This is a genomic window from Moraxella bovoculi, from assembly GCF_000988745.2.
GTDB classification, from domain to species: Bacteria; Pseudomonadota; Gammaproteobacteria; order Pseudomonadales; family Moraxellaceae; genus Moraxella; species Moraxella bovoculi.
In genome coordinates this window covers 1,447,433-1,464,354 of sequence record NZ_CP011381.2, presented here as the reverse complement: position 1 = coordinate 1,464,354, position 16,922 = coordinate 1,447,433, and the positions used below count along the sequence as shown (strand labels likewise).

The following is a 16,922-nucleotide window of genomic DNA, read 5'->3' as shown; positions in this document are numbered from 1 at the left end:
TTGCAATGCAGGCGTTTTCTTTATGAATCAATCAACATGATATAAAGACCATGAACAAAACCAAGCATTTGACCGAAAATGACAGCCTGGCAAGCTGGCTAGAATACATTGCCAACATTCATGTCTCTGCGATTGATATGGGGCTTGAACGCGTATTACCAGTTGCTCAGCGTTTGGGTGTATTAAAAAAACAAATGCCCAATGCTCCTTATGTATTCACGGTTGCTGGTACGAACGGGAAGGGGTCGACTACCGCCACCATCAGTGCCATTTGTCAAGCGGCAGGGCTAAAAACCGCCCTGTACCAATCACCGCATTTGATTGATTTTACCGAACGCATGAATATTGATGGCAGGCAGACTGATGAGAACTCTTTGGTGCGTGCATTGGCAAAGGTGGAGCAGGCTCGCCTTGACATGGGTCTAAGTTTGTCTTTTTTTGAAATGACGACACTGGCAGCTTTGTTGATTTTTAAGGAGGCTGACTGCGATGTGTGGGTGTTGGAGATTGGCTTAGGCGGACGGCTAGATGTGGTCAATATCATTGATCCTGATGTGGCGGTGATTACCAATATTGGCATTGATCATGTTGACTGGTTGGGCGACGATCTTGAAAAAATTGGACTTGAAAAAGCAGGCATCATTCGTGATGGCATTCCTGTCATCTTGGGTGCAAGGGCGTTGCCAAGCAGTGTGTTAGAGGTGGTGCGAATCAACCATGCCAAGCCGTATCAACTGGGTAAGGGGTATGAATTTGATGAGTATCAAGATGTTTGGTATCATTCATCGGCTGGTACGACGCTCAAATTACCCAAGCCTAGAATTTCTTTGGTGAATGCGGCAAATGCAGTCAGTTCAGTGCTGGCATCATCTTTGGACATTAACCAAGCAGCAATCGCTCAAGGCTTAGAAAGTGTGGCTCTGTCAGGGCGGTTTGATCATCGCAACTTTGGTGGCAGAAAATGGCTGTTTGATGTCGCTCATAACGCTCACGGCATGAGTTTTTTATTGGAACAATTCGTCCCATATTGGCATGAACATCAACGAACTCATGCTGATGCCAAGCTTCATGTCGTCTTTTCTATGTTAGGGGATAAAGACATTGGTTTGGTGCTTGATTTGGTGCAGGCGAACATTGACGAGGGTTTGTTTAAGATTGCCGCTTGGCATGTCGCTATGATTGATCACATAAGAGCGATGGGATTGAATGACATTTTAACTCTCATGGATTGCCATTTATCATCGGCAAACATCATCACTTATGATGAGCTAAGGCTGGCAAGTGTTGGAGTGATTGAGATGAGTAACGACCAAGACATGATATTGGTATTTGGTTCATTTCATACCGTTGGTGAGGTTTTGACGGCATTCAAATGAGATGGTGGTACTGTCATGAACTTGTTCGCTACATGGCGGCACGGGCGATGGATTGACAATATTGCAGAAACATTGTATTTTTAGTCATTTTTAAGCAGATGGATTTTTAGTGAGTTCCTGTGAGAGACGAGTGGGGTGCTTTATGATTGCAAAACAAGTAATTTTAGGTTTGGTATTGTTGTTTGGTGGTGCGGTAACAATTTTTGCGGTGGTGCAAAATGGCAAATCCAGCAAAAGTGATGATGTGCCAGAGCAAGTTGTTACAACAACCCAAGTGCCAGCAAAACCTGTGGCTGTGCCTTTGACGGCAGATGTGGAAACCGAAGAAAAAATTTTGTCTCAAAAGCAAAAACAAAGAGAGCTTTATAATCAGCAGCTTGCCAAAGAGGCTGATGCATTGCTTAGTGAACAAGAGCATGCTCGCATGTTGGCACTGGATAAAGCCAAGCAAGAGGCTAGCCCAACGACCCAATCCCAAATCAGTGCAGACAATGCTTCTAAAAGCGAGATGATCGCCATGCCTGCCGTGCAAACTCGTCCAGAAGCGGTAGAGGCAGCAAGAGTGACCGAACAAAAAAGAGTCGCTGAACAAAAATCTGCCCAAGAGCGACAACTTGCTGAACAAAAATCAAATGAAGTTGCTAACAAAGAAACCAATCAGACCAAACAAGATAAGCAAGCAGAAAAAATCACCACACAAACCAAGACTGAAAGTCAGCCTGTCACAAGCAATGATGTCATGAAAAAGGGTAAGCATACCGTTGCCAAAGGTGATACGCTGATCGGCTTGTCTCGCACATACGGCGTTCCTGTGTCAGCACTTGTGGCGGCCAATGACATGAATCGCCATGATGCTTTAGTGCTCGGTCGCACCATTGTTATTCCATCAGCATCTTCAATCGCTAAAAGCGAAAGAAGTGCTAAGCCAGCACAACCAGCCACCGAAAGCACCGCCTCAAAAACCAAGTCTGACAACAAAGCAAATAATACAGCAGTTGCCTACAATTATAGCGTACAAGTTGCCATCTCGCCTGATAAATCAAAAGTTGATGAGATGGTTAAGAAATACCGTGCCGCAGGCTATCAAGTTAGTACCAGTCAGACATCTCGGGGCATCCGTGTTTTGATTGGTTCAGCAGATTCTTATGATGAAGCCAATGCCATTAGGCAAAAACTCGCCAAGGATTCAAGAGTGGATGCCAGTGAGGCGTGGATTAAGAAGCTGGAAAAATGATTTTCAATGATCGTTTAGATTGATGAGTCATCTTTCGCCAGTCATTATCAGAAACACCAGCTTTGATTTGTCATAAGAATGTCACTAAGCAATGGTATGATGGTTAGCGTTGATATATTGAAGAGCATTCATGCTATCTAAACCCATCGTAATGTCATTTGCGCTGTTCTGCTTGGGCTTAACTGGTACAACTCACGCCCATCTACCAATCGCTAACCAGCGAAGAGATGTGTCGTTGACTCAGCCTCTGCCACCCCCTAGTGCCAAACCAGATGGCCGTGGGGTTGCTGTTGAAAATCTTGTCGTGCGTTATGGTGCTGATTATGAGAATGACCCTTACTTAAAAGATGATGTCGTACTTTTCCGCCGTTGGCAATGGCAGACATTGTATGATTCTTTACAGAAAAAAACTCAAGAGCGTCCCGATCATTTAGATACTTATCGCCTACAAGCCGAAGCTTACTTCATCAATAAAGAATATCAGCAGGCATTATCTCAACTGGATCTTATCCTAACGAGAAACCCATTTGATAAGCATGCTTTGGCGATGACGGTGCTTGCATGTCGTGTGTTAGGGGATAAAAATCAAGAGCAGCGTCGTCTGGCATGGCTTGGAAGTATTGATGCTCATTTGGCTGAAAAACTTACCAACATGTTCGCTTTCGTGGAGGCGTGGCTGGAACAATCATATGATGATGAACCCAAATCGCAAGTAGTACCAGACACCATCGCTGTGTTCGGTTCATCACCCAATCCGGATGGAACGCCCAGTGCAGGTATGTTGAAGCGTCTGTACTTAACAAAAAAGATGGCCGATCGCTTTTCTGATGCCATCATTATTGTCAGTGGCGGTCCGGTCAAAACACCTTTTTCTGAAGCTCAAGTCATGGCGGATTGGCTTGTGGCACATGGCATCGATGGGAATCGTATTTTATTGGATGACCAGGCTAGGGATACGCCAGGCAATGCCATTGGCATGATCACTCTGATGCGTCGTTATCAGGGAAAACGAGTGCTGGCAGTAGCGACGCGAGGGCACATACCAAGAGCCAGTGCTGTATTAAAAAGTTGTGCCGACCATGTTCATTATCCGATAGTCGTTGATTCTGTTGGTGGTGGCGAGCCATTAAATCCTCAAAAAGCAAAGATCGAAGCACTGTACACCTATGTGAATGTTGCCAGAGTTTCAGGGCTTTTCACAAAAAGTGATTTTCAATGATACAATCATCGCTTGGTGAGTGGCGCAGGGTGCGATGTTGCTCTTTTACTTAGGACCGTGCCAGATTATCCTAAATCCCACACCGTCTTCTTAGGTATTTCAAGTTGATTAGGCAGTGCGTCATAGTTAAAATGAATCTTGCATTCTTTGATGAAAAGATGAAAAGTGTTTCTTATCAATGCTGTTTGTGCTTGTGATTTTATGCAAATTCCTTTGAATGATTTATTCTAAGATATTAAAATCACTCACATCAAGAGCATTGTAGCTTTTGTCGTAGTCTGTATATAAATACCATCAGGTTTGATTTTGCTTGTAATAATCGGCATTAAAGTGTCAATTTTGATGTCTTTGACAACAAAAAACTTTACCGTTTCGTTTTAAAAGACCAGGCACCACCAAAGTAACTTTCATCAAGCCTATCCCTCCATCAAACAAGGTTTGAGCTTCAAAATTGAGATTGTATTCTATCACAAGTCTGATTTTATGGTAGAATAAAGCTGTCAAAAGAGCAATTACTCCAAGTACAAAAATCCAAGCAATCTTTTTTACTCAATTTACTATGGGTTATCTTCCTATTTGTAGTATGTTACATTGTGTCATCTGCCACTGCCCCTTTTATTTTTAATGTGTTTATTTTGGCAGTGAGTACCGTTTTTATGTCGTCTATATCTATCGTGTTGTTGGTGGTTGTATTTTTTCTCTTGATGCTAGGCATTGTGGTTTGGGTGCATTGTCTAAAACAGCCTAACTTAAAAACGGTTAGAGGCGATGACATGACCGTCTGGCCGTTTGAGACAATGCCAATCATGACGGACAGTGAAGTGTTGTTTTTTAAAAAATTACAGTTGGCATTGCCTGAATTTCTGATTTTTAGTCAAGTGCAACTTTCACGCATCATTGAACCAAGTGATGAAGTAGGTCAAGATCGGCAGTTTTGGTTCAATCGTGTCTGTCGCCAGAGTGTGGATTTTGTATTAATTGATAAAGACTGCCAAACAGTGTTGGTTGCCATTGAGCTGGATGATTGGACTCACGATAGTCAAGCTCGACAAAGACAAGATGCTAAGAAGGATAAGGCGTTGTCCAGTGCAGGCATTCCCATCATGCGTTTTAATGCAGAGAAAATGCCCGGTATTGATATGTTGCGTGTTGATGTGTTGGAGGTTATTAGGCAATTTGGATAGTCCAGCAGTGAGGCTTACTTGACAAAAAGAATAATAATAAGTATCATTTATTTTCTTATCCCTATCTTAACTGCCCATAGTTGCCATGCGTTTTCCATTTTGCCGATTAGTCTTATCTGTCTTCTTGTTTTCTGTTCATGTTGCACATGCTGATACACAAGATGATCGCCGTCTACAATCAGATGTTAAAATACCTGACATAACACCACCTATCGACTCAGCACTGCCAATACCACCACAGCCTGCTAACGCCATGCTGTCGGTAGATGAGCAGATGCTACTGACCAACCCAACCTTACTGTCTCGAGCGATGCTTTCGGTGCTGGTGGCTAATGATGTGGCTGGAACTCAGTTATTATTGCCCATTTACCAAAAACAGCCGAGTGAAATCATTGAATCTGAAATGGTTGACTGGGGCAGTGCCGTATTGGCAGGTGCGAAAAGCAGACATGACCAAGCCAGCAAAATCTACCAATCTTTGCATGACCAATACCCCAATAATGCTCTTTTTGCCGTTAGACTGATTCAGAGTTTGTTTGCCAATCGTCAATATCTAGAAGCCAAACAACTGCTTGCAGAGCAACCAGATTATATTGTCCGTGAAATGCGTGCCTACCAAAAGGCGTTGACAAATCTAACCAAGCCATCGGCATATTTTTCTGGCAATGTAATTATTGATAAAAACATTAACAATGCACCCAATCAGACCGACTTGGGTGGTGGCTGGACGGCAAACGCTGCTGAGCAAGCACATGGGATTGCCATCAATGCAGGCGTGGAGAAGAAAATTTTATTCAAAGATGGCATGACGCTAGAGCCTTCCGTTACGATGAGTGGCAAGCTCTTTCGTGATGCTAAGCATTACAATGAAACGCAGCTTCGCCTAGGGGTCAACACTGTCAAAAACCATACTGGGGGTAGCTTATCCGTTTCGCCTTTTGTGGAGACTTCTTGGTATGCTGGTGGTAAAAAGGGTGTTAATGAATTAAAGCATTTTTCGGACACGCTGGGTGTGAGTATTGGCAGTCAAAGACAGCTTGGTAAAAAAAGCCAGCTTGCCACCAACATCGAATTTGCCAAACATCATCATAACATCAGACATCATTTATCAGGTCATAGTGTCAGTGCCAAAGCGACCTTTTCTACGCGTCCTAACTGGCTGGGAGAAAGTGGTTGGGTCAGTGTTGGTGCAGATTATCGACAGGCAAAAACCCGCGATAAAGATGACTCCTATACCCGTGTCGGCATACAAGGTTCAATTACCAAGCGGTGGCATGATTTGGGTGTGCGTGGCAGTTTGAATTTTTCCCAAAGACGCTATCATGGACCGATGCCGATTTTTAATCAAACACAAACCAGCGATGAGTATTTTACCAACATCAGTGTTTGGCATAATAAGCTGAGCTACTTAGGGCTAACGCCGAAATTGACTTGGCAATACCAAAAAAATGACAGCAACATCGCACTGTACAGCTACGATAAGAGTCGTGTGTTCTTAGAGGTGAGTCGCCAATTTTAAAAAACTTATAGCATCTTTAAAATCAGCAAGTCTTGCACGATTGATGTCGTCTTGGTTTGTTGATTTTTTTTGTGTCATCGTCTCAACACGACTTTCACCAATTTTGATTCATCGTTCATCATCTGATGCTAAAGGTACTAGGTGGCATGTTTGGTGTTAAGTGAATTGTATTTACAGGTTGCTTATCTTTCAAGAACATTGCACAAATTATAAAAAAGGTTTGCATTGTTAATCCTTTAACTATATAATAAGAATTGTTATTGTTATCATTATTTTATCACTAAGATAAAATGATTGTTTGATGCTGTTTTACTGACTTTTTAAAGTAGGGAGTGTTCATGTCTAAGAGTACCAAATTTAGCCTATTGCCTTTGGCGGTGGCTGTGACTTCATTGATGCTATCAGCCTGTGGTGGTGGCAGTTTTAATAACCCAAGTACCATTGCCATCGGTCAGTCTAGGATGATTGAGAAGTCTGACCAATCAAAGGATGCTTCAGCCGCTAAGGCTGATGACAATGCCAATGCTGACACTAAGAATAAAGCAGACAGTCGCCTAACCATGCCAGTGTTGGGCAGTTTTTTGGCGATTCCAAAGCGTAATCAGGCTTATGATAAGAACAAACTGACTCATCTAGAAGAGCATGTGCCACTTGATGAAAATAACATCACAACCGCTCATACCAACCCCGTACCAGCTTTAACCAAAGAGTTACAAGAGCGCCATAAGGGTGGAGAGATATATAAGAGCGATGATAAATATGAGTTTGTAAAAGCTGGTTGGATTTTTACTGGTTTGCGTCCTTATGAGACGATTGAAACTGATAAGGATACGGACCAGCCTAAGCAATACACCAAAGGCGATGGCTATCTGTACTATTATGGTGAAAATCCAACCACGGGACTTGCCAAAGGTGTGGCAAACTATAAGGGGCATTGGGATTTCGTGACTGATGTCAAGCGAGAAAGAGAGTTGACCATCACAGAGACGACAGGTCGCCAAGCGTTCGGTGGTGGTCCAGGCTATAATATGGACACTGGCTTTGGCGATGAAGTCGGTGCGACCAGCTTTGCCGAGCAAGTCTTTGGTCAGGTAAGTCCAAGACAGGGCAATCATAGTGCGGTCTTTGAAGCTGATTTTGACGCCAAGAAGCTAACTGGCACACTATCTACCAAGCAAAAAGCGATTGCCAGCAGTAAAGAGACCTATGTAGACCGCTATGATATTAATGCGACCATCAAGGGCAATCGATTTGCAGGTTCTGCCATTGCTAAGAATACCGAAAGTAGCTTTCTAGAACCTAACTTCTTTAATAAAAATGCCGATGACCGCCTAGAAGGTGGGTTTTATGGTGAAAACGCTGAGGAATTGGCAGGTAAGTTTCTAACAAATGATAATTCTGTCTTTGCGGTATTTGCTGGTAAGCAGGACAATCCAGACGAAGTTGAGAAGCTTGAGCAGGTATTTGGTGGCAGCTATGTCGAGCTGACCCAAGACAAGACTGTCAACCCTGCACAAAAGTCACAAGTGTTATCGCTGGTGAACTTTGGTAATGTGGATCAGCTGCAATTGGGCAATCATACCATCACGCTCTTACCTCAAGAGGCGGGAAAAACAACTCAGCAATCCGTCCAACTGCCAACAGGACAAACAGCTGTCATCACCAGTTTTGGTAGCAGTGATGGCGTTCTAAGATTGGGCTCAGTAAGTAAAACTCCTAAGACCATCGAGACGACGGCAAAAAGCAAACCTGCTGAAAATGTTAAAGTGACGAATGAAGATAAGGTTGGCGAGCCTGCCAAACCAACCAAAGAACAACTTGAAGCAGCTAAGCAAAAATTGACTGAAAAGGTTGATCAGTTAAGAGTAGAACTGACTTCATTGGTAGATTCATACTCAGGCAGTAACAATAAATCCGCCCTAAAGAACGAAATAAGCAAATTAGTTTTGGCAGGGTATGCAGATGAGAGCGAGAAAAAGAATGCAGAAAACGATCTTAAAGATATTTTTGGTCGCTTAGGCAGTAGGCATCAAGAGGAGCGAGAGGAAGCTGCTGAGGAAATTTTTGTTGTGTTCGAGACTGGCGACAAGTACAAGCCTGACAATGAAAATAACTTGAAAGAATTTTTAGCACAATCAACTCCGATTCGTAATCAAGACTCAATTGCTAAGACGGTGGCTGAACCAACCAAGGATCAGCTGGAAAATGCCAAGCAAAAATTAACTGAAAAAGTTGATGGATTAAGAGAAGAGCTATTGGGTTTAATAAATGCTTATCAGAAGAGTAGGGATAGAGCCATCCTATCGCAAATTACTGAAAAAGCTTTATCAGGTTATCAAGACAAGCGTAAAAAAGAAAATGCAGTAAGTGATATCAAAGAGCCTTTAAAAAGCTTATCTAGAAGAGATGAGTGGGAAGATGCGGCTGAGGAAATTTTAAATATTTTTAACACAGGTGATAAGTATGATGTTGAAAATCAGGAAAATTTAAAGAACTTCTTATTGCAAGACCCATTAGTACAATCAGCACCGAATTATACTCAAGATCAAATTGCTAAGGCTAAAAAAGAATTGAGAGATCAGCTTGATATTAAGAAACAAGAATTAAGAGATCTCTTGGCAAATTTTGCAATAGAGAGTGGCGGTGTTGCTAGCGATGAAACTGCCAAAAGTGATGATGAAGTTGTGGAAAATGGCACAGATAATGATCTAGGAAATTTGAGTGGTACTACTTCTGCTGTTGAATTAGAGGAGTTAAAAACACTTATTATTGATCAGATTAAATCGGCTTATTCAGAAGACAAGCAAGACGCTATCGGTGAACAGGCTGGCGAATTGTTTGAAAAGCTAAAGGCTAACGATAAATCGGCAAATGATCAATTGGTAGAGTTATTAACCAAAGGCGATAACTATAATGGCGAAAATATGGCAAATTTAACCGCTTATCTGCCTGCTCTGCCTAGCACACCAAATGACAGTACGACAGAACAATCAGAGGTTATTCCGTTGATTGGCATTGAAGAGTCTTTGACAGGTCTATACATTCTTGGTCAACGCACCCCAGTCAGTCAGATAGATAATCAAGGTCAAGCTAATTATCAAGGCACTTGGCATGGCAGAATCGGTCATCACTGGCAGTCGCAAGCAGGCTATGGCGAGTACGACGGTAAGGCAAATTTTAAAGTGGATTTTGGCACCAAACAGTTGACTGGTACATTGACTGAAAAATCAGGCATTGAACCTGCCTTCAATCTAAACGCCACCATTGATGGTAATGGCTTTAGTGGTACAGCCACCACTCGTGTTAATGGCATTTATTTGGATAAAGGTCGTCAGCAAAACCAACAAATCCTAACAGTTCACAGTGACAATCTGACTGGGGCGTTTTATGGTGAAAATGCCAAGCATTTGGGCGGTTCGTTCAGTTTTGAGAAGACTTTACATGAAGATGAGACGGTTGTTGGTGGTGCGGTATTCTATGGCACAAAAACCACAGATGACCTAAAAACCACAGAAGATGAAAAGAAACAGAAGTAAGGATGAGACGATGAATTTTCGCCCAAAATATCTGCCACTGGTCATCACAGCGATGCTGTGCAGCAGCTTGCCTGCATTTGCCAATAATGATGGGGATGATCCAAGTGTTGAGCTTGAGACGCTAAGTGTCACCATCAAAAAACGCCTGAATGCCAAATCCGAAGAAGTTACTGGTCTTGGCAAGACCATCAAAACGATGGAAGATTTGAATAAAAATCAAGTACTTTCCGTCAAAGATATGGTAAAAGATGTTGCTGGTGTGGCTGTTGTTGAGCAGGGTCGCGGTGCCAGCAGTGGCTACACCATTCGTGGCATGGATAAGAACCGAGTGGCGGTCAATGTTGATGGCATCGCTCAAATCCAGTCTTATCTGACCCAAAAACGCCAGTTTGGTGATGGTAGAGAAGGCTCTGGGGCAATCAATGAGATTGAACTTGAAAATGTCAGCGGTGTACAAATCAGTCAAGGAGCGAGTGGTTCTGAGACTGGCAGTGGTGCACTAGGTGGTGCGGTAAGCTTTCGCACCAAAAGCATTGACGATGTGCTAGATGCAGACGATAATTTCTCAGCTTTTTATAAAGGTGCATACGCCAGCAAGAACAAGCAAAAAATGCACTCTGTCGGTGCGGCATTACGCCATAAAAAAGCCGATCTTTTTGTGCAGTACACCGATCGTACCAAAGAGACTGTCAAACCGCATAGCGACATCTATCAGACCAATTATGAAGTGTGGCGTTGGGGCGGCTCTCAGGTGGACTTTGATAAGCAGGCAATTGCACCTACAAATGATCCAAAACGCCAATTTATCATCATCGATGAATGCCCTACCTATGTGGACAAAGACCCTAGCAGTGTGGCTGGCTGTACCAAGCCAAAGCTGGACATCAAGCCTGTATTAGAGACCATGGGTGCTAAAGAATACACTGGCGATAAGCGAGTATTGCCTGACCCTATGGAATATGATTCTAAATCTGTATTGATTAAGACAGGCTTTAATCCTTCGTCTACGCAACGAGTTGAGCTTTTGACCGAAAAAACCACTCAAAATTATAACAGTCGTGATATGACCAAAACGGCCTACCACTTGGCCGCCAATCACGGTCGAGGTAATCTGGCACAATCACCACTCGTTTATCGCGGACAAAGCCATCAAGAAGGCTATGCGACAGATGCTAAAATTGGACTTTGGACGCAAGCACAGTTTTTTGATGAAAAACACGATAAAAGTCGTTATGGTATCAACTATCGTTACCAAAGTCCTAAAGATTTTCGCTGGTTTGATGAGTTGAATTTAAGTGTTGATAAGCAAACTGTCACCATCGATCATCTGCAAATCGAGAAATACTGTTCGCCTTATCCTACGGTTGATAGAAACTGTACACCCAGTGCAGACAAACCAAATTCTGCCGAACGCCAAAATCGTAAAGTATACAGTGAGGACCATTTGCTGTGGCGAGCAGATTTCTCCAAAAATCTATCAGGCGACATCATCAATCATCGTCTCAATTTAGGTCTTGGCTTAGATAAATTCCGTTCCAATCTATGGATTGGCGATGTTAAAGAGCGATATCATCGTTTAGACTTTAAGTTTGTAGATGACATCAAAGATTCAAACGGCAACTTTATTGAAGCCTACCGAACTAATCAGTATCAAGAGGGTACGGACATTTGCGAAGAATCTCAGCAGTATTTGGGCGAAGCTCGCAAATGTGGCGACAGACCAATCACAGGTCATAATGCTTATGCGACCTTTAAAGATACGATCTCTGTCGGAGACCTTGCGAACATTACCCTAGGTGTTCGTCATGACACCCATCGTTTTAACAGTGATGATGATTGGACTGGTACAGGCAAATATCGTAACTTATCTTACAATGGTAGTCTTGTGCTAAAACCAACCGATCATGTTGACTTGCTGTATCGCATTTCATCTGGCTATCGTGTGCCAAGCTTTAAAGAGCTGTTCGGCTACCGTTTAGATGGCTTGACCAAAGGGGAGAACGACGATCAGCATTACCGCACTAATGTTAAACCAGAAAAGGCTCACAACCAAGAGTTTGGTATCGCTTTTCATGGCAATTTGGGTGAGATTACGGCCACTTACTTTGATAACCGATACAGTGATCTGATTGATTTGACACTCAAAGGCGATCAGTGGGGATATCGCAACTATCAAGATGTGCGTTTGGCTGGTCATAGTGTTCAAGCTAAGGCCTATCTTGGTGAGCTTTGGGATAAGTTGCCTGTGGGCTTGACCGCATCTGCTAACTATCTAAAAACCAAAGTTAAAGATAGCCACATCAAAGAGGGTTTTGAGTACGGTTCTGGCTACTTCCTAGACACCATCTCACCTACTCGTTATGCTTTATCGCTTGATTATACTGCTGATAGCGATAAGTGGGGCTTGGGTGCGACTTGGATTTTTAGCGACGCTAAAAAAGACACTGAATTAACCACATTAGTCGCATCACCGAGCGGTACTTATGAAAAAGTTGCCACTACGGTCAATAGTAAGGCTTGGAGAACGCTGGATTTGTCGGCATTTTATCAACCAACTGATAATTTGACTGTAAGAGCTGGTATTGATAATGTCTTTAATTATCGATATAGCCCATGGGAGTCTTTGCGTCAGACCTCGGTTGTCTCTGGTAATCAGCATACTCAAGGATTGCCCAGCCAATATGCTGCCAGCGGTCGTAATTTTGTACTGTCTGTACAGACCAAGTTCTAAAAGAATCAATAAAAAAACGCACTTTAACAGTGCGTTTTTTATCCTCCGTTGCCGTAAAACCACCGACTTCAGGCGGTGGATATAAGGCAACTCCGCAATCATGCTTACGCATGGACATTGTTTAGTGTGGTGTATTCTGCTGTTCAATGTACTGGCGGATAATCTCAATTGGAGCACCACCACAACTACCTGCAAAATAGCTAGGTGACCACAACGCACCACCCCATAACTGCCCTTTGATGGACGGATATTCTTTTTTACGCAATAACCGACTAGACACGCCTTTTAAGCTATTTACCAAACTAGAAATAGCCACTTTAGGCGGATAAACCACCAATAAATGCACATGGTCGCATTCACCATCAAACTCAACTAATTGTGCCTCAAACTTTGAACAAACTTCCTCAAACATAACCTGCATATCATCTAAAATCTCTTTGGTGAATACTTTTCTGCGGTATTTAGCAACAAAGACCAAATGCACATGAAGATTGTAAACAACATGCCTACCACGTCTTAAATCATTTGACATATAATTAGACCAACTGTAAAATATAAAAATCCAATTATACTTAAACCTATGAAAACACTCAAGCTACGCATACGAGATAAACACACAGACCAACTAAACCACCTAAGCGGTTCGGTCAATTTTGTGTGGAATTATGTGAATGACTTGAGTTTTAAATATTTACAGCGTACTGGCAAATTCTTTTGCGCCTATGACCTAAACGAATACACCAAAGGTAGCGGTGAATTACTTGGCTTACACTCTCAAACCATTCAAGCCATCAATGAAACCCACGCTAAAAGCCGTAAACAGTTTAAAAAACCCAAACTATCATGGCGTACCAATAACCCAAAGTCTAAGCGTAAATCGCTCGGTTGGATACCGTTTAAAAAATCCGCCATTAAACACATCGCTACCCACCAAACTGGTAAAAAAGGCTTAAAATCCGCCCTACAACTAAGCTTAGCCAAAGGGCAAAAGCTAATCATTGACCTGTGGGACAGCTACAACCTGTCGCTATACCAAATTAACACCCTTGAGATTGTGCAAGACAGCCGTAACCGTTGGTATGCGTGCATTACCGTCAAAGACTATCCGAAACAATCGTGTGGAACTGGTAGTCTTGGCATAGATTTGGGCTTAAAAGACAGTGCCACTACCTCAAACGGCGATAAGCTACAAATCAAACAAACCCTAAAATATGCCAAAGCGTTAGCCACAGCCCAACGTGCCAAAAACAAACAGCGTGTTAAGGCAATCCATGCCAAAATCAAAAACACACGCCAAGACCTGATACATAAATTCACCACCCAATTAGTCAAAGAAAACGCTCTAATCGTGGTTGGTGACGTTAAAACTACCCAATTTAACAGCAAAAAAGGCAAACTGGCCAAATCGGTTTACGATGCTAGCTGGTTTGAACTCAAACGACAACTGACCTACAAATGTAAGAATGCAGGTTGTCGCTTAGAAACCGTATCTGAAAAATACACTACCCAAACTTGTTCGTGTTGCGGTCAAATCGACAGCAACAGTCCAAAAGGTAGAGCAGGTTTGCGAATAAGAGAATGGACTTGTGCGAAGTGTGGCACATGGCATGATAGAGATATCAATGCTAGTAAGAACATTCTTGCGGTCGGGCTTGACCGTCTAGCAGTAGGAATCCCCTCGGTTTAGCGAGGGGAGGAAGTCAATGACCAGTCATCTACTTTTATAAGATTTATGACATGAACCACAACTTTCGTTCATCTTACCAAATGCTTTTTCAACATCAGCAAAAGATTGGGCTTTGTCGGCAGCACTTACCAGTTCGCCAACAGCGTCATCAAACATCTGTGCTTTAAGTTTAAATCCTGCAGCATCCGTCCAAACGGTATCTTGTGCCTTGCCTTTTTCTGCATCATTATCAAAATGTGCCCAAACATGTGTGCTGGCCTGAATGGCGTCGGCTTGTTCCTTAAAGGCTTTTGCATCAAAGCGATCTTCAAAAAGCATGCTTTTCATAATGTCGCTTGATATGCGCCAGTCTTGCATGATGTCTTGGCGAATACTGACATCGTTTGGTGTTGTAGGTTTTGAGCTACAAGCAGTAACGGTTAACGCAGCGACAATGGCGATAGTAAGACCTTTACTGATTGGCAATATGTTCATGGCTTCCTCGCAAGGTGGCTAAAATAGAAAAATAATACCTGTTTTCACCAGCAGCTTGATGATGAATTCAGATGGATTTTTCAATATAACACACAAAACATTGATTTTCAATGAAAGTCATGAATGTTGTTTACGTTCAAACAGACCAATACGCTGTGTCCAATCACACGACCAATAACTGTTAGGTTGGTTGTGATGCCAGCCAATCTCTAGGCTTTAAATAAAAATCGGTCAGTTCAAATTCAGGCGTGCCTACTTCAGGCTCATAGCGATACGACCAACTGGCTAGCGGTGGCATGGATACCAGAATCGATTCGGTGCGTCCATTTGACTGTAGTCCAAATATTGTTCCACGGTCATAGACGAGATTATATTCCACATAGCGTCCACGACGGTATAGCTGGAATGCTCTTTGGGAGTCGGTGTAGGCTGTGTGCTTGTTGTTCTCGAAGATTGGTACGATCCCATCAAGATAGCCTTGTCCGACTGCCTGCATGAAAGCAAAACACTGATCAAAATCCCAGCCCATGCTGGCAGTATTCAGATCATCATAAAATAGACCACCGACACCACGGCATTCTTTGCGATGTTTTAGATAAAAATATTCATCACACCAAGTTTTGAATCTTTCGTAGATTTGTTCACCAAATGGCTGACATAAATCATGAGCGACTTGATGCCAATGTATGACATCATTCATGTTGGGATAAAAAGGTGTCAAATCAAAACCACCGCCGAACCACCACACAGGCTCACCCCCATCTTGTGGTTGTGCCACGAACAGTCGCACATTGGCGTGGCTGGTTGGGACGTGTGGGTTCTTGGGGTGGATAACTAGCGAAACCCCCATTGCTTGAGCCTTTGCGCCGGCAAGCTGTGGGTGCCTCTCGGTGGCAGAAGGGGGGAGCTTGCTGATGTGGATGTGGCTGAACATCACGCCACCTTTTTCAATGACCTTGCCACCACTCATCACGCACGAGCGACCGCCACCGCCTTCGGGACGCTCCCAAATATCTGGGATGAACTTAGTATTACTACCGCCATCGACGCCGCCTGATTTTTCTTGATTTTCTAAGGTGGTGCAAATTCTCTCTTGTAAGTTTAATAAAAATTCTCGTACTTGCCCAAGCTTGGCATCAAAATCTGCCGCTGTGGTGTTGCTGTTGTTAGTCATGATGTTGCCTACTGTATCTTTATTGGTGATTAATAAAGTGTCCCATTTTTGAGTCTTTGACATTGAGATAATCTTGGTTGTGTGGATTGACACCGACGATGAGCGGAACGCGCTCTACCACCTCAAGCCCTAGTGACTTTAGATCATTGACTTTATTGGGGTTATTGGTCATGAGTGATAATTTGGTGACACCAACGTGCTCAAGCATTTCTTTGCACATCTCATAGGTGCGAGCATCGGCAGGCAGCCCGAGCAGTAGGTTGGCATCTAGCGTGTCATGCCCTTGGTCTTGTAGGGCGTAGGCGCGGATTTTGTTGGTGAGCCCGATACCACGACCCTCTTGGCGTAGGTATAGTATGGCGCCGCAGCCGTGTGCTTGAACGGCTTGCATGGCAGCATTCAGCTGGGGGCCGCAGTCGCATTTGAGCGAGCCGAGCGCATCACCTGTCAGGCATTCTGAGTGAATGCGTACCACAGGAATGGTGGTAGGATTGCCACAGGGCAATCCATGGCTTAGAAGAATGTGCTCTTGTCCGATTTCGTTTTCGAATACATGAATGTCAAATTCACCATGAACGGTGGGCAGTTTTGCTTTGGTGATGAATTGATACAAAATAAACCCCAAATGGCATGATGCCAATAATGCTAATCTTTATGTGAAATTTTGATGAAAAATGGAATGCTTAATTAAAAATAATGGTGTTCTTATGGCAAAAATAAAGCCTATCTTGTAAAATAGTCGCACGATGTCGCCAAAAACGCTATTATGCCATACTATTTTTATGATT

At 43.1% G+C, this 16,922-nt stretch carries 12 protein-coding genes and 1 pseudogene; 8 read left to right on the top strand and 5 right to left on the bottom strand.

Going from position 1 to position 16,922, the window contains the following annotated elements:
* The first annotated feature begins 50 nt into the window (after window positions 1-50).
* The 3 genes from folC to AAX10_RS06650 all read left to right on the top strand — a co-directional run bounded on the left by folC (window position 51) and on the right by AAX10_RS06650 (window position 3,829).
* Entirely contained in the window at window positions 51-1,376 is a 1,326-nt protein-coding gene (gene folC / locus AAX10_RS06660) for a bifunctional tetrahydrofolate synthase/dihydrofolate synthase (protein WP_046700193.1), read from the top strand.
* A 142-nt stretch (window positions 1,377-1,518) separates the two neighbouring features.
* Window positions 1,519-2,610, top strand: coding sequence for an SPOR and LysM peptidoglycan-binding domain-containing protein (locus tag AAX10_RS06655; protein WP_046700192.1), 1,092 nt, complete (start codon window positions 1,519-1,521; stop codon window positions 2,608-2,610).
* A gap of 130 nt (window positions 2,611-2,740) precedes the next feature.
* Complete coding sequence (locus AAX10_RS06650; RefSeq protein ID WP_080947090.1) at window positions 2,741-3,829, top strand: YdcF family protein; 1,089 nt, start codon at window positions 2,741-2,743, stop codon at window positions 3,827-3,829.
* Window positions 3,830-3,899: 70 nt separating this feature from the next.
* Here AAX10_RS06650 and AAX10_RS10345 read toward each other — a convergent pair.
* Window positions 3,900-4,397 (bottom strand): annotated as a pseudogene (locus tag AAX10_RS10345) (IS1595 family transposase).
* A gap of 205 nt (window positions 4,398-4,602) precedes the next feature.
* On the opposite strand from AAX10_RS10345, the gene AAX10_RS06645 reads away from it, so the two are divergent.
* From AAX10_RS06645 to AAX10_RS06630, 4 genes are all read left to right on the top strand, one after another.
* Window positions 4,603-5,013: a DUF2726 domain-containing protein gene (locus AAX10_RS06645; protein WP_226997752.1), complete on the top strand. Its 411-nt coding sequence runs from the start codon at window positions 4,603-4,605 to the stop codon at window positions 5,011-5,013.
* Between the two features lie 124 nt (window positions 5,014-5,137).
* Window positions 5,138-6,532, top strand: a complete 1,395-nt coding sequence (locus tag AAX10_RS06640) for a porin family protein (protein ID WP_046700191.1) — start codon at window positions 5,138-5,140, stop codon at window positions 6,530-6,532.
* 338 nt (window positions 6,533-6,870) lie between these two features.
* Window positions 6,871-10,068, top strand: a complete 3,198-nt coding sequence (locus AAX10_RS06635; protein ID WP_046700190.1) for a transferrin-binding protein-like solute binding protein — start codon at window positions 6,871-6,873, stop codon at window positions 10,066-10,068.
* A gap of 10 nt (window positions 10,069-10,078) precedes the next feature.
* The gene (locus tag AAX10_RS06630; protein ID WP_046700189.1) at window positions 10,079-12,799 is read left to right on the top strand and encodes a lactoferrin/transferrin family TonB-dependent receptor; all 2,721 of its coding nucleotides are present in this window, start codon (window positions 10,079-10,081) and stop codon (window positions 12,797-12,799) included.
* Window positions 12,800-12,920: 121 nt separating this feature from the next.
* Here the strand turns inward: AAX10_RS06630 and tnpA are convergent, their stop codons facing one another.
* Window positions 12,921-13,331 carry an IS200/IS605 family transposase gene (tnpA, locus tag AAX10_RS06625; protein WP_046698362.1) on the bottom strand — a complete coding sequence of 137 codons (411 nt, stop codon included), beginning with the start codon at window positions 13,329-13,331 and terminating at the stop codon, window positions 12,921-12,923.
* A gap of 48 nt (window positions 13,332-13,379) precedes the next feature.
* Between tnpA and AAX10_RS06620 the strand changes: the two genes are divergently transcribed.
* Entirely contained in the window at window positions 13,380-14,486 is a 1,107-nt protein-coding gene (locus tag AAX10_RS06620) for an RNA-guided endonuclease InsQ/TnpB family protein (RefSeq protein WP_046700188.1), read from the top strand.
* Between the two features lie 24 nt (window positions 14,487-14,510).
* Here AAX10_RS06620 and AAX10_RS06615 read toward each other — a convergent pair whose 3' ends face one another.
* The 3 genes from AAX10_RS06615 to ribA all read right to left on the bottom strand — a co-directional run bounded on the left by AAX10_RS06615 (window position 14,511) and on the right by ribA (window position 16,747).
* A complete protein-coding gene (locus AAX10_RS06615; protein ID WP_036363391.1) occupies window positions 14,511-14,960 on the bottom strand; it encodes a c-type cytochrome in 450 nt (149 codons plus the stop codon).
* Between the two features lie 181 nt (window positions 14,961-15,141).
* Entirely contained in the window at window positions 15,142-16,134 is a 993-nt protein-coding gene (gene hemF / locus AAX10_RS06610; RefSeq protein ID WP_046700658.1) for an oxygen-dependent coproporphyrinogen oxidase, read from the bottom strand.
* Between the two features lie 19 nt (window positions 16,135-16,153).
* Window positions 16,154-16,747, bottom strand: a complete 594-nt coding sequence (ribA, locus tag AAX10_RS06605; RefSeq protein WP_080702170.1) for a GTP cyclohydrolase II — start codon at window positions 16,745-16,747, stop codon at window positions 16,154-16,156.
* Between the last annotated feature and the right edge of the window lie 175 nt (window positions 16,748-16,922).